This is a genomic window from Larkinella sp. C7, assembly GCF_006149005.1.
GTDB lineage: Bacteria > Bacteroidota > Bacteroidia > Cytophagales > Spirosomataceae > Larkinella.
The window spans coordinates 866,118-882,990 of record NZ_VBSL01000001.1 but is presented as its reverse complement, the minus strand read 5'-3'; the positions used below and the strand labels follow the sequence as shown (position 1 = coordinate 882,990).

General features: G+C 50.2%; 12 protein-coding genes. 10 read left to right on the top strand and 2 right to left on the bottom strand.

The window, feature by feature from the left end:
• Positions 1-7: 7 nt before the first annotated feature.
• From FH871_RS03520 to FH871_RS03495, 6 genes are all read left to right on the top strand, one after another.
• Positions 8-1,099: a sensor histidine kinase gene (locus tag FH871_RS03520; protein WP_138989922.1), complete on the top strand. Its 1,092-nt coding sequence runs from the start codon at positions 8-10 to the stop codon at positions 1,097-1,099.
• Between the two features lie 11 nt (positions 1,100-1,110).
• Entirely contained in the window at positions 1,111-1,839 is a 729-nt protein-coding gene (locus FH871_RS03515; RefSeq protein ID WP_229317013.1) for a LytTR family DNA-binding domain-containing protein, read from the top strand.
• Positions 1,840-1,938: 99 nt separating this feature from the next.
• Entirely contained in the window at positions 1,939-3,222 is a 1,284-nt protein-coding gene (locus tag FH871_RS03510; protein WP_171062750.1) for a hypothetical protein, read from the top strand.
• A 67-nt stretch (positions 3,223-3,289) separates the two neighbouring features.
• Positions 3,290-5,641, top strand: a complete 2,352-nt coding sequence (locus FH871_RS03505) for a TonB-dependent receptor (protein ID WP_138990248.1) — start codon at positions 3,290-3,292, stop codon at positions 5,639-5,641.
• Positions 5,642-5,665: 24 nt separating this feature from the next.
• Positions 5,666-6,601 carry a DUF4249 domain-containing protein gene (locus FH871_RS03500; RefSeq protein WP_138989919.1) on the top strand — a complete coding sequence of 312 codons (936 nt, stop codon included), beginning with the start codon at positions 5,666-5,668 and terminating at the stop codon, positions 6,599-6,601.
• 230 nt (positions 6,602-6,831) lie between these two features.
• Positions 6,832-7,059 carry a DUF2905 domain-containing protein gene (locus FH871_RS03495; protein WP_138989918.1) on the top strand — a complete coding sequence of 76 codons (228 nt, stop codon included), beginning with the start codon at positions 6,832-6,834 and terminating at the stop codon, positions 7,057-7,059.
• Here the strand turns inward: FH871_RS03495 and FH871_RS03490 are convergent.
• On the bottom strand, positions 7,025-8,632 hold the full coding sequence (locus FH871_RS03490) for a hypothetical protein (protein ID WP_229317011.1): 1,608 nt from the start codon (positions 8,630-8,632) through the stop codon (positions 7,025-7,027). The genes FH871_RS03495 and FH871_RS03490 overlap by 35 nt on opposite strands.
• A 442-nt stretch (positions 8,633-9,074) precedes the next feature.
• Here FH871_RS03490 and argS point away from each other — a divergent pair, with 442 nt between their 5' ends.
• From argS to FH871_RS03470, 4 genes are all read left to right on the top strand, one after another.
• On the top strand, positions 9,075-10,853 hold the full coding sequence (gene argS / locus FH871_RS03485) for an arginine--tRNA ligase (RefSeq protein WP_138989917.1): 1,779 nt from the start codon (positions 9,075-9,077) through the stop codon (positions 10,851-10,853).
• A gap of 16 nt (positions 10,854-10,869) precedes the next feature.
• The gene (locus FH871_RS03480) at positions 10,870-11,487 is read left to right on the top strand and encodes a glutathione peroxidase (RefSeq protein WP_138989916.1); all 618 of its coding nucleotides are present in this window, start codon (positions 10,870-10,872) and stop codon (positions 11,485-11,487) included.
• A gap of 91 nt (positions 11,488-11,578) precedes the next feature.
• The gene (locus tag FH871_RS03475) at positions 11,579-12,472 is read left to right on the top strand and encodes a 1,4-dihydroxy-2-naphthoate polyprenyltransferase (RefSeq protein WP_138989915.1); all 894 of its coding nucleotides are present in this window, start codon (positions 11,579-11,581) and stop codon (positions 12,470-12,472) included.
• Between the two features lie 22 nt (positions 12,473-12,494).
• Entirely contained in the window at positions 12,495-13,187 is a 693-nt protein-coding gene (locus tag FH871_RS03470) for an aspartate/glutamate racemase family protein (protein WP_138989914.1), read from the top strand.
• A gap of 135 nt (positions 13,188-13,322) precedes the next feature.
• Here the strand turns inward: FH871_RS03470 and ileS are convergent, their stop codons facing one another.
• Complete coding sequence (gene ileS / locus FH871_RS03460) at positions 13,323-16,760, bottom strand: isoleucine--tRNA ligase (protein ID WP_229317009.1); 3,438 nt, start codon at positions 16,758-16,760, stop codon at positions 13,323-13,325.
• Positions 16,761-16,873 lie beyond the last annotated feature (113 nt).

Sequence of the window (16,873 nt, the reverse complement as noted above, 5' to 3'; positions counted from 1 at the left end):
ATTTGTTATGCGACTAACTCAGGGGCTCATTGAGCGTTCCTCGGTTCTGGTTCACCTGATCGGTTGGGTAACGCTGGTGACGCTACCGTTTCTTTTTCTTCCCTTGGAAATCTCCACTTTGCAGCGACCGGAAGTAGCCACCCTACTGCCGGCCAAATTGATAAGTGATGCCTTACTGATTGCTTTTTTTTACCTGAATTTGCACCGCCTGACCCCGCAGGCGTTGAGAGGACATACAATAGGCCCCGTGTTAATAGGGGGGCTCGGCTGTCTGTTGCTGCTAACATTCTCCCAATGGGTAGTCCTGAAGGGGTTGCCTTATCCCCCTGGCCTCGCTTTTCCTCCGTTCCCGGGTGGGGTTTCCTTCCCAACACCTCCCCGGTCGCCTTTATGGCTCGGTAGCTTTTTGCCGACTCCGCAACTGCTGTCCTTTGTCCTGGTCATTGGCGCAAGTACGAGTCTGGCATTATGGCGGGATCTGGTGCGCACCCGGGAGGCCCAACAACAAATGAGCCTGGAGAAAGTGACGGCAGAGTTAGCCATGTTAAAGCTGCAAATCAGCCCCCATTTTCTGTTCAATACCCTCAACAACATCCGTTGGCTAACGAGCCAATCGTCCGACCGGGCCGAAGAAGCGATTATAAAACTGTCTCAGTTGCTGCGCTATATCATCTATCAGGCCCATCATGATCAGGTAACGCTGGATCAGGAAATAACCCATTTGCACAATTATATTGATTTGCAAAAGATGCGTCTTATCGATCCGGACGGGGTCCGTTTTGATTGGCAGGGAGATATAACCGGTAAAACCATTGTTCCTTTGTTATTGATCCCTTTTGTAGAGAACGCGTTTAAGCATGGCCAGCATAGTCAATACCAATCGTTGATTCACATTGAGTTGACGGTAGCCGGGCAGAATTTGATTTTTAAAACCCAAAACCGATATTTTGATGATCATACGTCGTTGGCCACTGAAGATTCGGGGATTGGCATCCAAAACGTAAAACGCCGATTGAACCTGCATTATCCGGATCGACACCAGCTTACACTCGATTGCGAGCTGGGGATCTATAACGTCTTCCTGCAGGTAAGTCTATAAACTCCTTACTGATGAATATTCGTTGCATAGCCATTGATGATGAACCGTTTGCGCTGGCAGTCATCCAAAAAGACATTCGCAGGATTTCCTTTTTGGAGTTGGTCGGCGCCTATACCAATCCGTTCGATGCAAGAGATGCGATTCGGCAGTCAACGGTAGACCTGCTATTTCTGGATATTCAAATGCCAACGCTAACCGGTATTCAGTTTTTACGCAGTTTGTCGGATCCTCCGCTGGTCATATTGACTACGGCCTATGAGCAATATGCGGTGGAAGGCTTCGAGCTAAACGTAGTCGATTACCTGGTCAAACCGACACCCTTTGAGCGGTTTTTGCGGGCGGTCAACAAAGCACACGATTTATTACGGGTCAGACAGACCGAAGCGAATACGTTCAGTTCTGAAGCCAGCGAACGCACGTTCTTTTTCGTCTATTCGGGATACCGGGAGATCAAACTGTTTCACGATGAAATCCTTTACATAGAAGGTTTGAAGGATTATGTAAAATTGTACGCCGTCAATCAGGACACCAAACCCCTGCTGATCCGGATGAACCTCAAGGCAGTCGAGACGAAACTAATTCCGGGTCAGTTTTGTCGGGTTCATCAATCCTTTATTGTTTCCCTGGCTCACATTACCTCCTTCCAGCGGGCCAAACTGTTCATTGGCACGCGTGAGATTCCCATTGGCGGGCGCTTTGCGGACGAATTTGAGAAAGTATATCGCAATTCTTCCGTTTGAGCAGACCAGGGATGGCAACAGCCAGAGAATGTATACACAATCCCCCTAAATGTCTATACTTTTCAACGTTGGCCGTAAAAACTGGGTACCCATGACTAGATGCCCACAAAGTTTGAATACGGTCCAATGCTCATTTTTACGCCGACCCCAAAAATTGTTTTTATACTGGTTTTATTGGGTTTACCCCGTTTCGTCCAGGCACAACGAGTCTTTGTTGCCAAATCGGGTTCTATAAACCGTACGTACATCAATTATACCACCAATGGCGACAAAACGATATCCCCCAATTTGCCGGTTGTCGTGGTCTTGCCACCCAGTGGAGATGATGCGAGAAAGACGTTTGCATCAAATGGTGCGTGGCTGGCTAGCAGAAGGCCTGCCGTTTTTCTGTTTCCCAATCCCGGTGAAAACCAATGGCGCTGTGCCGATAGCACCCGTGCGGATCAGGACACCGACTTTATCGATCTCATTATAAAAGAAACCTACTCCAATTTTCATATCGACCGGAACCGGGTTTACCTGTTGGGGAACAACCAACAGGCTTGTTTGATTGAAAGGTTGAAGAAAAAGTACCCGCACCTGGTGGCCTATAGCCTGACCGTCGACCAGCGCACGCTCAGCGACAGCACGACAATGGCAAAGGTGATTTCGGAACTGTTAGCGGGGAACTACCGATCAGAAGCAGACCATGAATTATGGAAAAATGTGGCTGGCACCGGTGGAATGACCCGGGTTGATTCCATTAAGGAATTTACCTGGCATCGTCGCATTGTACTGGAATTTCGGCCCGGTCTCTTTTTTATGAATAGCTCGGTAAAAACCGGTATTACGGATAAAACGTATATGGATATCAGTAACTCCCATTCCACATTCGATATTCATTTGACAAAATGGGTAAACGACTCAATCGCCTGGTTTGTCGATATCGGTCGCCTGAAAATACCCCAAAAGCAGGAAATTGACGGAGATTTACTGGAAACCGGAGGAGGTATGGTCTTCCTATTCACGGCTGGATTTAAATATGCTTTACCACGGCACAAATACAGGCCTTACATTTCACTCGGTACGGGCGTAATTCCAGTCATGATCTTTGGTGGAAAACTTAGCACGCTGTCAATGGGTTCAGGTTCGGGACCTCCTTCATCACGACCCACCAGCATTAAAGCAGAAGCCAGGGTAGCGCTCCATACGACTCTGGAAACCGGTTTTGACTGGCGCTTTGGCAAGCGGCTGGTTTTGGGAGGGCACCTCCGGTACATCCATTCTGGAAATTTTGATACCGCCGGAAAAGTTAATGGAATTAAAGGCTTGCAGGTAAACGGATCTGTAGGGTATATCTTCAATGCCAACCGCGTCAAAAATCTTCCATTTGCTATTAAATAGAGTCATTCGAATGCTAATCAACAAACTAAGACCGCATGCGGCCCATTGCTTTATTTTATTCATTTTGATGGTTCTCACCTTATCAGGCGGTGCGTTTGGACAAGCCCGGTACACCATCAGTGGAACGGTAAAAGATTCGACCAATGGAGAAACCCTCATTGGCGCTTCGATTCTTAGTAAAGAAGCAAAAACCGGTACTGCTACCAACAGCTACGGGTTTTATTCGATCACACTGCCGGTTGGTCAGTACCGGATTGAATTCACTTCGGTGGGATATAGTACGATTGTAAAAAACATTGATCTGAAAGCGAACCTTCAAATTGATGTTGACTTACCCTCCAAAGTCCAAAGTCTTCAGGAGGTCAAGATCGTTGACAAAAGTGTGGGTGGTGCCAATGCCAGAAATATAGAGATGAGTGTGAATCGGCTTGATATTAAGACGATTCAAAAATTGCCTGCCTTATTGGGCGAAGTAGATATTGTGAAAAGCCTTCAGTTTCTGCCGGGTGTCAGCCAGGTTGGCGAGGGATCTTCCGGGTTTAATGTCAGGGGCGGGAGTGTTGGTCAGAATTTGGTGCTGCTCGACGAAGCCCCGGTCTATAATTCATCCCACATGCTGGGTTTTTTCTCGGTTTTCAATCCTGATGCCGTCAAGGACGTTAAATTGTATAAAGGCGCTATTCCTTCCCAATTCGGCGGTCGAACAAGTGCGGTTCTGGATGTTAGGCTGAAGGAAGGAAATATGAAAAAGACCGAAGTCGAGGGTGGTGTCGGTTTTATTTTTAGTCGGTTATCGGTACAAGGCCCGCTGGTCAAGGATAAATCTTCATTTCTGATTGCCGCCCGGCGATCGTACATCGATGCAGTAGCCTCCGCGGTTACGGGCGACAAATTTGGGTTGAACTTCTATGATGTTACCCTTAAATCCAATTACATAATCAACGACAAAAACCGGGTATACCTCTCCGGTTTTTTGGGCCGGGACAACTTCGGGCTGTCGGATGATGCCAAATTTAACTGGGGCAATAAATCCGCCACGCTACGATGGAATAGCTTGATTACCAATAAATTATTTTCGAACGTTTCGGCCATTTTCAGTGAGTATAACTACAATCTGGCGTTTAATCAGGATGCCAATAACCAATACGCCTGGCATTCTTCGATTGCCAATTATGTGATCAAACCCGACTTTAGCTATTTTATCAGTGCCCGGTCGGAGATCAAGTTTGGGTTTGAAGGTTCTTATTACCGATTTAATCCTTCGAATACAAAAGGTATTACCAACGGCGAACCTGTTGACAATAGCCTGGAGCGAAAGTATGCCCTGGAAATGGCGGCCTATGCAAGCCATCAATGGCAGGTTACGCCCCGGCTTGAAATTCAGTATGGGTTCCGGTTTTCCCGTTTTAACTACCTCGGGCCCGGTACCGCAGCAACTTATAACGACACCATACCGGGAAAAAGAAGAACCGTAGTGCGTGAAAAACACTATGAGCGTGGGCAAACCATCGCGTCGTATCAGAATCCGGAACCCCGATTCTCCTTAAAATTTGGGATCGATGATCAAAAATCGGTGAAAGCCAGTTATTCACGGACCGCGCAGTATGTGCAGTTTATTTCCAACACGACAGCCTCGAATCCGTTGAATGTCTGGACTCCCAGCACGAACAATTTAAAACCAACCGTAGCGGATCAATATACACTGGGCTATTTTATGACTATCGGAACTACCGGAATGTATGAAGCGTCGGTCGAGACTTTTTACAAGAAATCAGTGAATGAAGTTGACTACATCAATGGTGCCGAACTGTTGAGTAACAAGTATCTGGAAGGCGATTTGCTCAGTGGCAAGGGAAGAGCGTATGGCCTGGAGTTGTATCTGCAAAAGAAAAAGGGTGACCTGACTGGCTGGGTCAGTTATACCTTAAGCCGGTCTGAATTAAAGATTGAGGGCATCAACAAAGGGAATTGGTATGCGGCCCGATTCGATCAGACGCATAACCTGAAAGTGGTTGGTTCGTATACGATCAACCCGCAATGGTCGGCTACCGCAGATTTTGTCTATACCACGGGCACGCCCACCACCTATCCCAACCAGCGAATTGTTTCGCAGGGATACCTGATCCCGTATAATTCGAATGAGTCGCGGAACGATATTCGGGTAAGCTCCTACCACCGATTGGACCTTTCAATTCGCATGGAAGGGAACCCCCTTCGCCGAAATGGGGTACCCCGAAAAAACCGTGATTATTGGGTATTCTCGATTTATAATGTGTATGGGCGAAAAAATACCTTTTCGGAGTATTTTTTACAGAGCACCCAACGGGTTACGGCCAACACCCCTTTACAAGCTGATGCACACCGGGTTGCCATCATTGGAACGATGGTTCCGTCTGTTTCCTACAACTTTAAGTTTTAGCTTAACTCTTCACTGTAACGCTCCATGGGTATCCAACTAAAATTCTGGACGAAGTTCCTACTGGCACTCATGATGCCGGTTCTGTTGGCCTGCGATGATGAGGTCGACATCATGCTTGGTAGTTCAACGGCCGTGCTGAATATCGATGCCTGGGTGAACAACAAAAGCGAACTCCAGACGATAAAGCTTACTTTATCACAGCCCTATTTCGAAAATGACCAACTGCCTCCGGGCGTATCCGGAGCGCGGGTTCGGATCAGCGATGATGCCGGTAATTGGTATGATTTTACTGAAAATGAGCGCACGAGAGATGGCTCATACACCTGGATGCCGGCAACTGGCGAGCAACTTGGTATTCCCGGCAGAACCTACCAATTGATTGTTGACTATCAGGGTGAAACGTTTGAAGCTACCTGTAGGGCTGGCCGGGTACCCCCAATCGACAGTATTACCTATAAATTCGAAGAAGGAAGGGGGCCTATCGAAGATGAATATCGGGCGGAATTCTGGGGGAACGATCTGGTCGGTAAAGGCGATACCTATTGGATCAAAACCTATAAGAATGGGAAATTTATAAACAAAGCCAGCGAGATTAACATTGCCTATGATGCCGGAATTTCATCTGGAAACGGCTTCGATGGCGTACCGTTTATTTCGCCGGTTCGGGGCAAAATCACCCCGAATGAAGTAGACAGTGACGGTCAACGGGAACCCTCTATTATACACCGGGATTCGTTGTATGTCGAGATCCATTCCATCAGTCTGGCTGCCTTTAATTACCTGAATGAAGTGATTGATCAGACTGACAAAATTGGCGGTCTATCAGAGCTATTTACGTCGACCCCCATGGCAAATGTCTCCACCAATCTGGCCAATCAAAATCCCAAGGGTTCCAGCGTTGTCGGTTTTTTCAATGTAGCCGTAGTGTCTGGAAAAGGAAAAAGATTGTTTTTGTTTTAAACCTCGTATGTTATCTCGGCTTGCCCGGTTTTATACATGGCCTGAACGGCCGTAGCCGGTTTTGTGTATCGTTTGAAAAACGTCTCGTCTTGTGGGTTCAGGAAGTTGATTAGTAATTATAGGGTGGCGCAAGTTTCTGTTAAAAAAATGGGGTTAGCCGGAAAATTGCCTTTTTGAGAAGGGTAGTCTATACTTGTAGAGAAAGATTCAAACACGGACAGGGTACGGGTATGAACGCAGGCATTGGTAAATATCTGATCGGAATTGGAGTGGTGATAGTCCTGATTGGGCTGGTCGTCTATTTCTTCGGTGACAAACTAAGCTGGCTCGGTCGGTTGCCGGGCGACATTCGTATCGAAGGTAAAAACGGCGGTTTTTATTTCCCGATTGTCACCTGCATCGTCGTCAGCGTTCTGCTGAACCTCATTTTTGTTTTGATCCGGAAGTTTTTCGGGTAGCGTTGGTATCGTCCGGGCTGGCCGAGCGGCTCGACGGGCGGGTGTCCGGATCGTCGGGAATGCGGGTTACTTTATTGATGTAAAAAACTTCACGCGGAGGAGCGAGGGAGCGGTCGGTCGAAATTTTCTGAAATCCGCAGGCCAGAAAATGGCCGTCATACCAGGCTTCCAGTTGTTCGTTTTCGGAATAAACCACTTTCTCGTTTTCCCGTAATTTTTTCAGCGAATACTTCTCCTGCTCCCGTACCACCTTGCCGCCCTGAATCACCTCGGCGTGGATTTCGCCGTCGTGCGGATAGGCCAGAATGGTCGTGTTGCCCTGGCGGGAAACCTGCACCATCTGATTCAAATCATAACTGCTCAGATCGGGAATGGGCAGGGAGTTGTCCCACAGCAGTTTGCCTTTTTTGTCAAAACCGCACAGAAACGCGTGCGTATACCGGTAGCCCTCCTGGTAGCGGTCAAAGGAACGCCCGGCGCCCAGATACGGATAGGAACTGCCCCGGTATTGGGGGTAGTAGACTTCCGCAATCAGCATCAACCCTTCGTCGGTCGGCACCAGATCGTGGACCAGCAGCCGATACCGGAACTTGGTGTCTTTGCCCTGGTCTTTCCGACGCGCCAATCGCTCGATCATTTTCTGCTGGCGTTTGGGCTTCATGTAGTTGAAGAAATTCTGAAGCTCCGAAAAGTCGATGTACCGGGTGTCTTCGGTCGGCGTAATCACCGTGCTTTCACCCACCGGCGACGCGGCATTGCGGATTCGCGTGATGTAAACCCCCTGCGAATAGGGCGTACAGTCGTTGGAATAGTTGCCGACGAGCAGCGATTCGTCGTCGTTGAGGGGAAGCAGTTTACCCGAAATCAGACTGTGTTTGTTTCCGTCCAGGTTCACCGTCCGGATCAGTTTGCCCTCGTACGAATAGGTGCGAACCGTAAACTCGCAGTTCCGCTGGTGCGTGGCATCAGTCATGACGTGAACCAGCCGCCGTTGTTCATCGACTTCGATGTTGTTGAGCTGAATGTGGTTGGTATACAAACCGGGTAACACTTTGGAAGTCAGATCGAAAAACGAGAACGACACCACCACCGGCCGGGAGCGGTAATAGCCGCCGAGGTAGGCGATGTTATCCAGCACCTTGAAATGAAAAATATCCATGGGCGTCACCAGATCGCCCCGGTAGGTTTCCATCGCTCCGTCGGTGAGGTTGATCCGCAGGATGGCAATTTTCTCGTTGGCGGTTTCTTTCAGCAGCCAGTAGAGGTAATGTTCCGTGCGGGCCGACCGAACCGGTTCGTAGAACGCATCAATTTTATAATCCGTCGACCAGAGCAGTTTGAGGTCGGTATCGTAGCGTTTGAAAGAGAACTTGGTGGGGGCTGACGAGTAGTAATCGCCATGCCGGACATTTACCAGAACACCCTGATCACCGAGCGTCGTTACGTCGAAAAACTCCTCCGAATTCTGACTAATGGGCAATTCCAGGCGGATGGAAGGCTCAAATTGGGCCATTGCAGGAATACATGCCACCAGCATCCAGCACCACAGCCCTATCGTGAGACGATTGATCATCAGCATTTTGATTAAGTACTGATTAAAGGTACGTATTCCGCCCCTTTTGTCAAATCAAACAGCGGGTTTTTGCGTGAATGGAAATTCTTAATTCTGTACTATTAAATAGGCAGAAAGTGACTTGTGGACGGGCGATACGTCTTATGTCAGACAGAAACTTGTATCCAACGATTTGGCCGGTTTGTTATGGATAATATTGACAGGCGATCTCATCGGAAATTTCAGGATGAAAAATATAGTAACGATTCCTCAACCAAACCGCCTACTTCCTGCAAATGGCGGCTAGAGGCTTTGCGTTTCGGATCACGGCTTCGTATCCCATTCGGCTCAGCAAACGGAAGAACCGGGACGAGTGAGCGGTTTTTAATGCAGTTCCTTTCCCCCAACACGGATGGAAACTAATTTTTGGCGTAGTTTTGTGCTTTGAATCTTACCTGGTCGAATGGACATTCAAGCACAACTTAAACTAGCCATTGCCGAAGCGATCAATTCGCTGTTCAATGTGCCCGTTGAAACCGTTATTCTGCAACCTACCAAAAAAGAATTTGAAGGGCTCTATACCTTCGTCACCTTCCCGTTGACCAAAACAACCCGAAAACAGCCGGTGGAAATCGGTCAGGCCATCGGAACGTACCTGAAAGAAAACACGACGATCATCAGCCAATTCAATGTCGTTCAGGGCTTTCTGAATCTCACCATTGCCGATTCAGTCTGGGTCGATGAGTTGAGCGCGATGCTGGCGAATCCGGACTGGGGGCAGTTGCCGTCCCGAAACGAGTCGGTGATGGTGGAGTTTTCGTCGCCCAACACCAATAAACCGCTGCACCTGGGCCACCTGCGTAACAACTTTCTGGGCGATTCGGTCAGCCGGATTCTGAAAGCCAACGGCTATGAGGTCGTGAAAGCCTGTCTGGTCAACGACCGGGGTATTCACATCTGCAAGTCGATGCTGGCCTACCAGGAGTTCGGCAATGGCGAGACCCCCGAATCGACGGGCATGAAAGGCGATCATTTGATCGGGAAATACTACGTCTGGTTCGATAAAGCCCACAAGCAGCAAATCGAGGAGCTGATCGAGGAGGGAATGCCGCGGGAAGAAGCCGAAAAAAAGACGCCCCTGCTGCTGAAAGTGCAGGAAATGCTGCGGAAGTGGGAGCAGGGCGACCCCGAAACCGTCGCGCTCTGGAAGCTGATGAACGAGTGGGTGTACGCCGGTTTTGCCGAAACCTACCACGAAATTGGCGTGAGTTTCGATAAAACCTATTACGAATCGGAGACCTATCTGCTGGGCAAAGACGTCATCGAAGACGGTTTACAGAAAAATGTTTTCTATCGTAAACCGGATGGTTCGGTCTGGATCGACCTTGCCGACGAAGGGCTCGACCAGAAGCTGGTGCTGCGGTCGGATGGCACCTCGGTGTACATCACACAGGATTTGGGCACCACCGACCTGAAATTTCAGGATTATCCGGTTCAGCGCGGCATCTGGGTGGTGGGCAACGAGCAGGACTACCACTTTGCGGTATTATTTGCGATTCTGCGCCGGTTGGGCCGCCCATATGCCGACGGCCTGTTCCACCTTTCCTACGGCATGGTCGACTTGCCAAGTGGCAAGATGAAATCGCGCGAAGGCACGGTGGTCGATGCCGATGACCTGATCGTAGAGATGGTCGAAACCGCCCGGAACCGCACCCGGGAATTGGGCAAAATTGACGACTTTGAAAGCGAAGAGGCCACCCGGCTGTATCACATGCTGGCGATGGGGGCGTTGAAATATTATTTATTGAAGGTCGATCCGAAAAAAAGAATGACCTTCAACCCGGAAGAGTCGATTGACTTTCAGGGACATACCGGGCCGTTTATTCAATACACCCACGCCCGGATTTGCTCGATTTTACGGAAAGCGGCACAGTTGGCAATCGACCCTACTGGTCCCTTGCAAACGGTCGAACTCGCTGATAGTGAGCAACAACTGGTCTATTTGCTGACGCAGTTTCATCAGCGGATTACCGAAGCTGGCACCGACTATGCTCCCTCGTACCTGGGGCAGTATGCTTTCGAGTTAGCCAAGGCCTACAACCAGTTTTACGGGGAGTTGTCGATCCTGTCGGAACCGGATGCCGACAAACTCAAATTTCGGGTAGCGTTATCGAAAGCCGTTGTCGAAACTATCTGTAAAACAATGGAGTTATTAGGAATTGAAGTGCCTACTAAAATGTAAACCTTTCCCAACTCAAATGAAAAAGCTACTTCTTCTAGTATCTGTTGGTGTCCTGGCTGTAACCTTATCCAGCTTTATGTCTGTAAAAACTGTTTTGAATTTCCTGCTGAGTGACAAAAGCGAAGTCGCTGTACGTCCGGCCAACGCGGTTGCTCCGACCAAATCATTGTACGATTTTACCGTCAACTCCATTGAAGGCAAAACCGTCCCCCTGAAACAATACCGGGGCAAAAAGGTGGTGATTCTGAACACAGCCTCCAAGTGCGGTTTTACGCCACAGTTTGAAAAATGGGAAGCGTTCTACAAAGAACACGGCGACAAAGTGGTCGTGTTAGGGTTCCCGTCCAACAACTTCAAGAGCCAGGATCCCGGTACCAACTCCGAAATCGCCGAGTTCTGCAAAAAGAACTATGGCGTATCGTTCCCGATGTTCGAAAAAACCGAAGTGCTGGGCGAAAACCAGGCTCCGCTCTACAAGTGGCTGTCGGACAAGTCGTTGAATGGCTGGAATGACAAGGTGCCAACCTGGAACTTCTGCAAATACGTCATCAACGAAAAAGGCGAACTGACGCACTTCTTCGCATCCAAAGTATTACCAACCGATCCGGAATTCAAATCGGCCGTTGGCATTTGAGTTAAAAATTAAGAGTTAAGAATTAAGAGTTAAGAGTTTTTGTGCGTCAGCCAACTCTTAACTCTTAATTCTTAACTCTTAACTCATCACTATGAAAAGTTGGCTTGCGGCTGCCCGGCCGCGTACGTTACCGCTGGCGCTGGCCAGCATCATTCTGGGAAGCTTTCTGGCGGCTTCGGCTGGCCAGTTTAGCTGGACCATTTGCGTTCTGGCATCGCTCACCACGATTTTTCTGCAAATCCTCTCCAATTTTGCCAACGACTACGGCGATGCGGTATCGGGCAAGGACACCGCCGAGCGCGTGGGTCCCCGCCGGGCGGTGGCAACCGGCCTGATCACCAAAGAATCGATGTTGCGCGGGATTATCGTTACCTCCTTGCTGGCGTTGATTTCCGGCATCTGGCTGCTGGTCGAGTCGCTGAAAAATGCTCCAACGGAAGTTTTCTGGATCTTCGTGGGCCTGGGTTTGCTCTGCATCGGAGCCGCTATTGCCTACACCAACGGGAAACGGCCCTACGGCTACAGCGGTTTTGGCGACATTGCCGTCCTGCTTTTCTTCGGTTGGGTGGGCGTTCTGGGAACCTACTTTCTGCACACCCTGTCCTTCGAACCCATTCTGCTGTTACCGGCCACCAGTGTTGGTTTACTGGCCACTGGCGTACTGAATATCAACAACATCCGCGATATTGAAACCGACGCCAAAACCGGCAAATATTCCATTCCGGTGCGGCTGGGGCGGCAACGGGCCGTTCGCTACCACTGGCTGCTGCTGCTGGGCGGTATGCTTTGTGCCGTAATCTACACACTGCTCATCGGGCACAACTGGTTTAGCTGGCTGTATTTGCTGGCCTTTCCGCTGTTTGTGCTGAATGGTCGGGCGGTTGCCAATCACCAGAAACCGGGGGAGTTGAACCCGCGTCTGGGGCAACTGGCCTTATCGACCTTGCTGTTTGTCGTGTTGTGGGGCGTCGCGTTGGTAGGGTAATCACCGTAACCGATCTTGAAAAATGAAAACCATCGGAATCATCGGCGGCATGTCGTGGGAAAGCTCGGCGGTTTACTACCGCCTGATCAATCAGGAGATTGGGAAACGGTTGGGCGGTCATTATTCGGCGAAACTCGTGCTGTCGAGTGCCAATTTTGAAGAATTCAGCCAGTGGCAAAAAGCCGACGACTGGAAGGCGATTGAAACCGCCGTTGACGACATGGCGCAGGGCCTCGTTCGGGCCGGAGCCGACTTTGTGGTGATTGCCTGCAACACCCAGCACGAAGTCGCTGAAGGCGTGACCGAGCGTTTGCCGGTTCCGTTGTTGCACATTACCGATGTAACCGCCGAAGCCATTCAGAAAGCCGGTTTTCGGACAGTCGGATTATTGGGAACCCGCTTCACAATGGAACGTCTGTTTTTTCGCGGGCGATTGAAAGAGCGTTTTGGCATCGACGTCATTTTGCCCGACGAAGAAGATCAGAAATACGTTCACGACAAGATTTACCACGAATTCAGCAAAGGCATCTTCAGCGACAGTACCCGCATCCGCTTTGTAGAGATCATCGAGAAACTCGCCGGGCAGGGCGCGGAAGGGGTGATTTTAGGCTGTACTGAAATTCCCATCCTGGTTCAGGCAGAACACACAAACGTACCGCTGTTCGATACCACAACGCTTCACGCAATGGCAGCGGTCGAATTTAGTCTTATTTAAAACAATACGATTTCTTTGATGTTTCTACACATAGATGGTGGATCATGTGTAGAGAGGAATGTGCCGGAGGATTCACCATCTTTTTTATAAAAAAATACCCACGAACCTGAATCCGTGGGTATTCGTATTCCTGTGTTAAGCGACTTCCACTTTCACGCGCAGCAGAAATTCATCCATTTCAATTTCCGTCGCATTGCCGTTCAGATCGTTGACCAACTCCAGCGACAGCGCCTGTACTTCCTGACAGATGTAGTCTTTGTGGGTTTCGATGGCACTGGTTAGTACCTCGGTCGGGCTGTTCTCCAGTTCGATCCGAATCTTATCCGTCACTTCAAAATTCTGGTCTTTCCGCAGGTTCTGGATGCGGTTGATGAAGTCACGGGCGATGCCTTCCTGGCGCAGCTCGGGCGTAACCGTCACGTCCAGCGCAACCGTTAAACCGTTTTGCGTGGCTACAATCCAGCCCGGAACGTCCTCCGTCCGAATCTCGACGTCGGCTATCGTGATCTCGCCAATGGCCAGTTGCATGCTTCCGGCGGCTTCCAGTTTGCGGATGTCGTCTTCGGTCATGGTGTTGATCGTCGTTGCTACGTCTTTCATCATCGGACCGAATTTCGGACCCAGCGTTTTGAAGTTGGGCTTGATTTTCTTCTTCAGAATACCGGACGCATCATCGATGAACTCAACGGCTTTCACGTTCACTTCCGACTGAATAATCGGTGAAACGTGTTCGATCTGCCGTCGGGTCGTTTCGTTCAGAACCGGGATCAGCACCTTCGTCAATGGCTGGCGTACCTTGATTTTATGCCCTTTCCGCAGCGAGTGAACCAGCGAGCAGATGTCCTGCCCGAGTTGCATGGACGTTTCCAGGTCGCCGTCGATTAAGGCTTGTTCCGCTTTCGGGAAATTGGTCAGGTGAACCGACAAATCCGTTTCTTTCGTCAGGTTGCGGTAAAGCCAGTCGGCGAAGAACGGCGCGATCGGCGACATCAGTTTGGAAACCGTTGTCAGACATTCGTGCAGCGTTTCGTAAGCCGCCCGGGTGTCCAGGCTTAATTCGCCCGATGACGTTTTGGGCGCATTCCAGAAACGCCGGCGCGAAAGCCGCACGTACCAGTTGGAAAGCTGGTCGTTCACAAAATCCTGCACTGCCCGGCCCGCTTTGGTGGGGTTATAATTCTCGAATTGCTGCTCCACTTCCAGCACCAGCGACTGCAATTTCGACAGAATCCAGCGGTCTAGCTCCGGGCGTTGGTCAACGGGAATCGTCCGCGCACCGTCGAAATCGAACTGGTCGAGGTTGGCGTACAGCGCAAAAAACGAATAGGTGTTATAGAGTGTTCCGAAAAACCGGCGTTGCACTTCGGCAATGCCGTCGATGTTGAATTTCAGGTTATCCCAGGGCTCGGCGTTGGTGATCATGTACCAGCGGGTGGCATCGGCCCCGTAGGTCGCCAGCGTCGTGAACGGATCGACGGCGTTGCCCAGCCGCTTCGACATTTTGTTGCCATTTTTGTCCAGCACCAAACCGGTCGAAACCACATTTTTGAACGCTACCGACGAATCGGCTTTTTCATCCAGCGTGCCGAGCATCCCGGAAATGGCGTGGAGCGTGAAGAACCAGCCGCGCGTCTGATCGACCCCCTCGGAGATGAAGTCGGCGGGATACGCCTTGTCGAAAACGTCCTTGTTCTCGAACGGATAATGCCACTGGGCGTAGGGCATCGCACCCGAATCGAACCAGACGTCGATCAGATCCGATTCGCGTTGCAGCACTTTACCAGATTCGGAAACCAGGTACAATTCATCGACAAAAGGCCGGTGAAGGTCGTAATCGCCGGATTCGATTTTTTGCAGATAGGCTTCGTTTTTGCTCTTTTGTTCGTCCGACAACAAGCCCGACGCAACGGCTTTTTCAACTCCCGCTTTCAGTTCGGCGACCGAACCGATGCAGATTTCGTCGCCGGTTTCATTGCGCCAGATCGGCAGGGGTGTTCCCCAAAACCGGCTGCGGCTGAGGTTCCAGTCCACCAGGTTTTCGAGCCAGTTGCCAAACCGCCCGGTTCCGGTGCTTTCGGGATTCCAGTTGATCGTTTTGTTCAGCGCGACCAGTTTGTCTTTAACCGCCGTGGTTTTGATAAACCAGCTATCGAGCGGGTAATACAGAATGGGTTTGTCGGTCCGCCAGCAGTGCGGGTACGGGTGTTCGTATTTTTCGACGTGAAACGCCTTTCCTTCGGTCTTTAACTTGATGGCAATCAGCACGTCCGTCGGTTTAAACTCCGGCGCTTCCTGTTCTTCGTCGGAGTAATATTGCTCTTTCACATACCGCCCGGCAAACTCCCCGATTTCCTGCACAAACTGCCCGTGCTTGTCGACAATCGGTACTTCCTTCCCGTTTTCATCCTTCACCATGATGGACGGAATGCCGTTTTGCTGGGCAACCCGAAAGTCATCGGCCCCAAACGTCGGTGAAGTATGAACCACCCCCGTACCATCTTCGGTCGTCACGAAATCACCCAGAATGACGCGGAAAGCGGGCGTTTCAGGCGTCACGTAAGGCATGAGCTGCTCATATTCGATCCCGGCCAGTTCCGAGCCTTTGAACTCCTTAAGAACCGTCCACGGAACCAGTTTTTTGTCCGAAACCGCAAAGCCGTCGAAATCGCCGTCGTGGGGGTCCGACCGTTCGGCTTTCTCATTGAACCAACGGCCGACGAGTGCTTTGGCCAGCACTACATTCACCGGTTCGTAGGTATACGGATTAAAGGTCTTGACCAGCACATAATCAATGTCTTTCCCAACGGTCAGCGCGGAGTTGCCCGGCAGGGTCCAGGGTGTGGTGGTCCAGGCCAGGATGTAAGGTTGTGAACCTTGCAGGTCGCCAAAGACCTGTACGGTTTGATTCGACGGTTTGGTCTTAAACATCGCCACAATCGTCGTGTCTTTCACGTCTTTGTAGGTGCCGGGCATGTTCAGCTCGTGCGACGACAGACCGGTTCCGGCCTTCGGCGAATACGGCTGAATCGTATAGCCTTTATACAGTAATCCCTTGTCATACAGTCGTTTCAGTAACTGCCAGACGGATTCGATGTATTCACTCTGGTAGGTGACATACGGATTGTCGAGATCGACCCAGTAGCCCATTTTTTCGGTCAGGTCGTTCCACAAGTCCGTGAATTTCATCACGGCTTCCCGGCATTTCTGGTTGTAGTCCTCGATGCTGATGCCGCCTTCGGATTCGGGCTTGCCGATGTGATCTTTCGTAATGCCCAGCTCTTTTTCGACCTGCAACTCGATGGGCAAACCGTGGGTATCCCAACCCCCTTTGCGTTTGACCTGAAAGCCCTGCAAGGTTTTATACCGGCAAAAAATATCTTTAATCGCCCGGGCCATCACGTGGTGAATGCCCGGTTTTCCGTTCGCCGAGGGCGGCCCTTCGTAAAACGTAAACGTAGGCTGGCCTTCGCGTGTGTCGACGGATTGTTCAAAGACGCGATTGGCTTTCCAGAAGGCTAATATATCATCGCCAACCTGCGCATAATTCAGGTTCTTATATTCTTTGTAACTCACGATCGTACTGGGATTTGGAATTGACCGCAAAGATACGGAAAATTGGGCGGAACGCATGGCCGTGCGGGGAAGAGGAACGGAGCCAAACGGTTTTTCGGTGGCAGAGAAAGAAA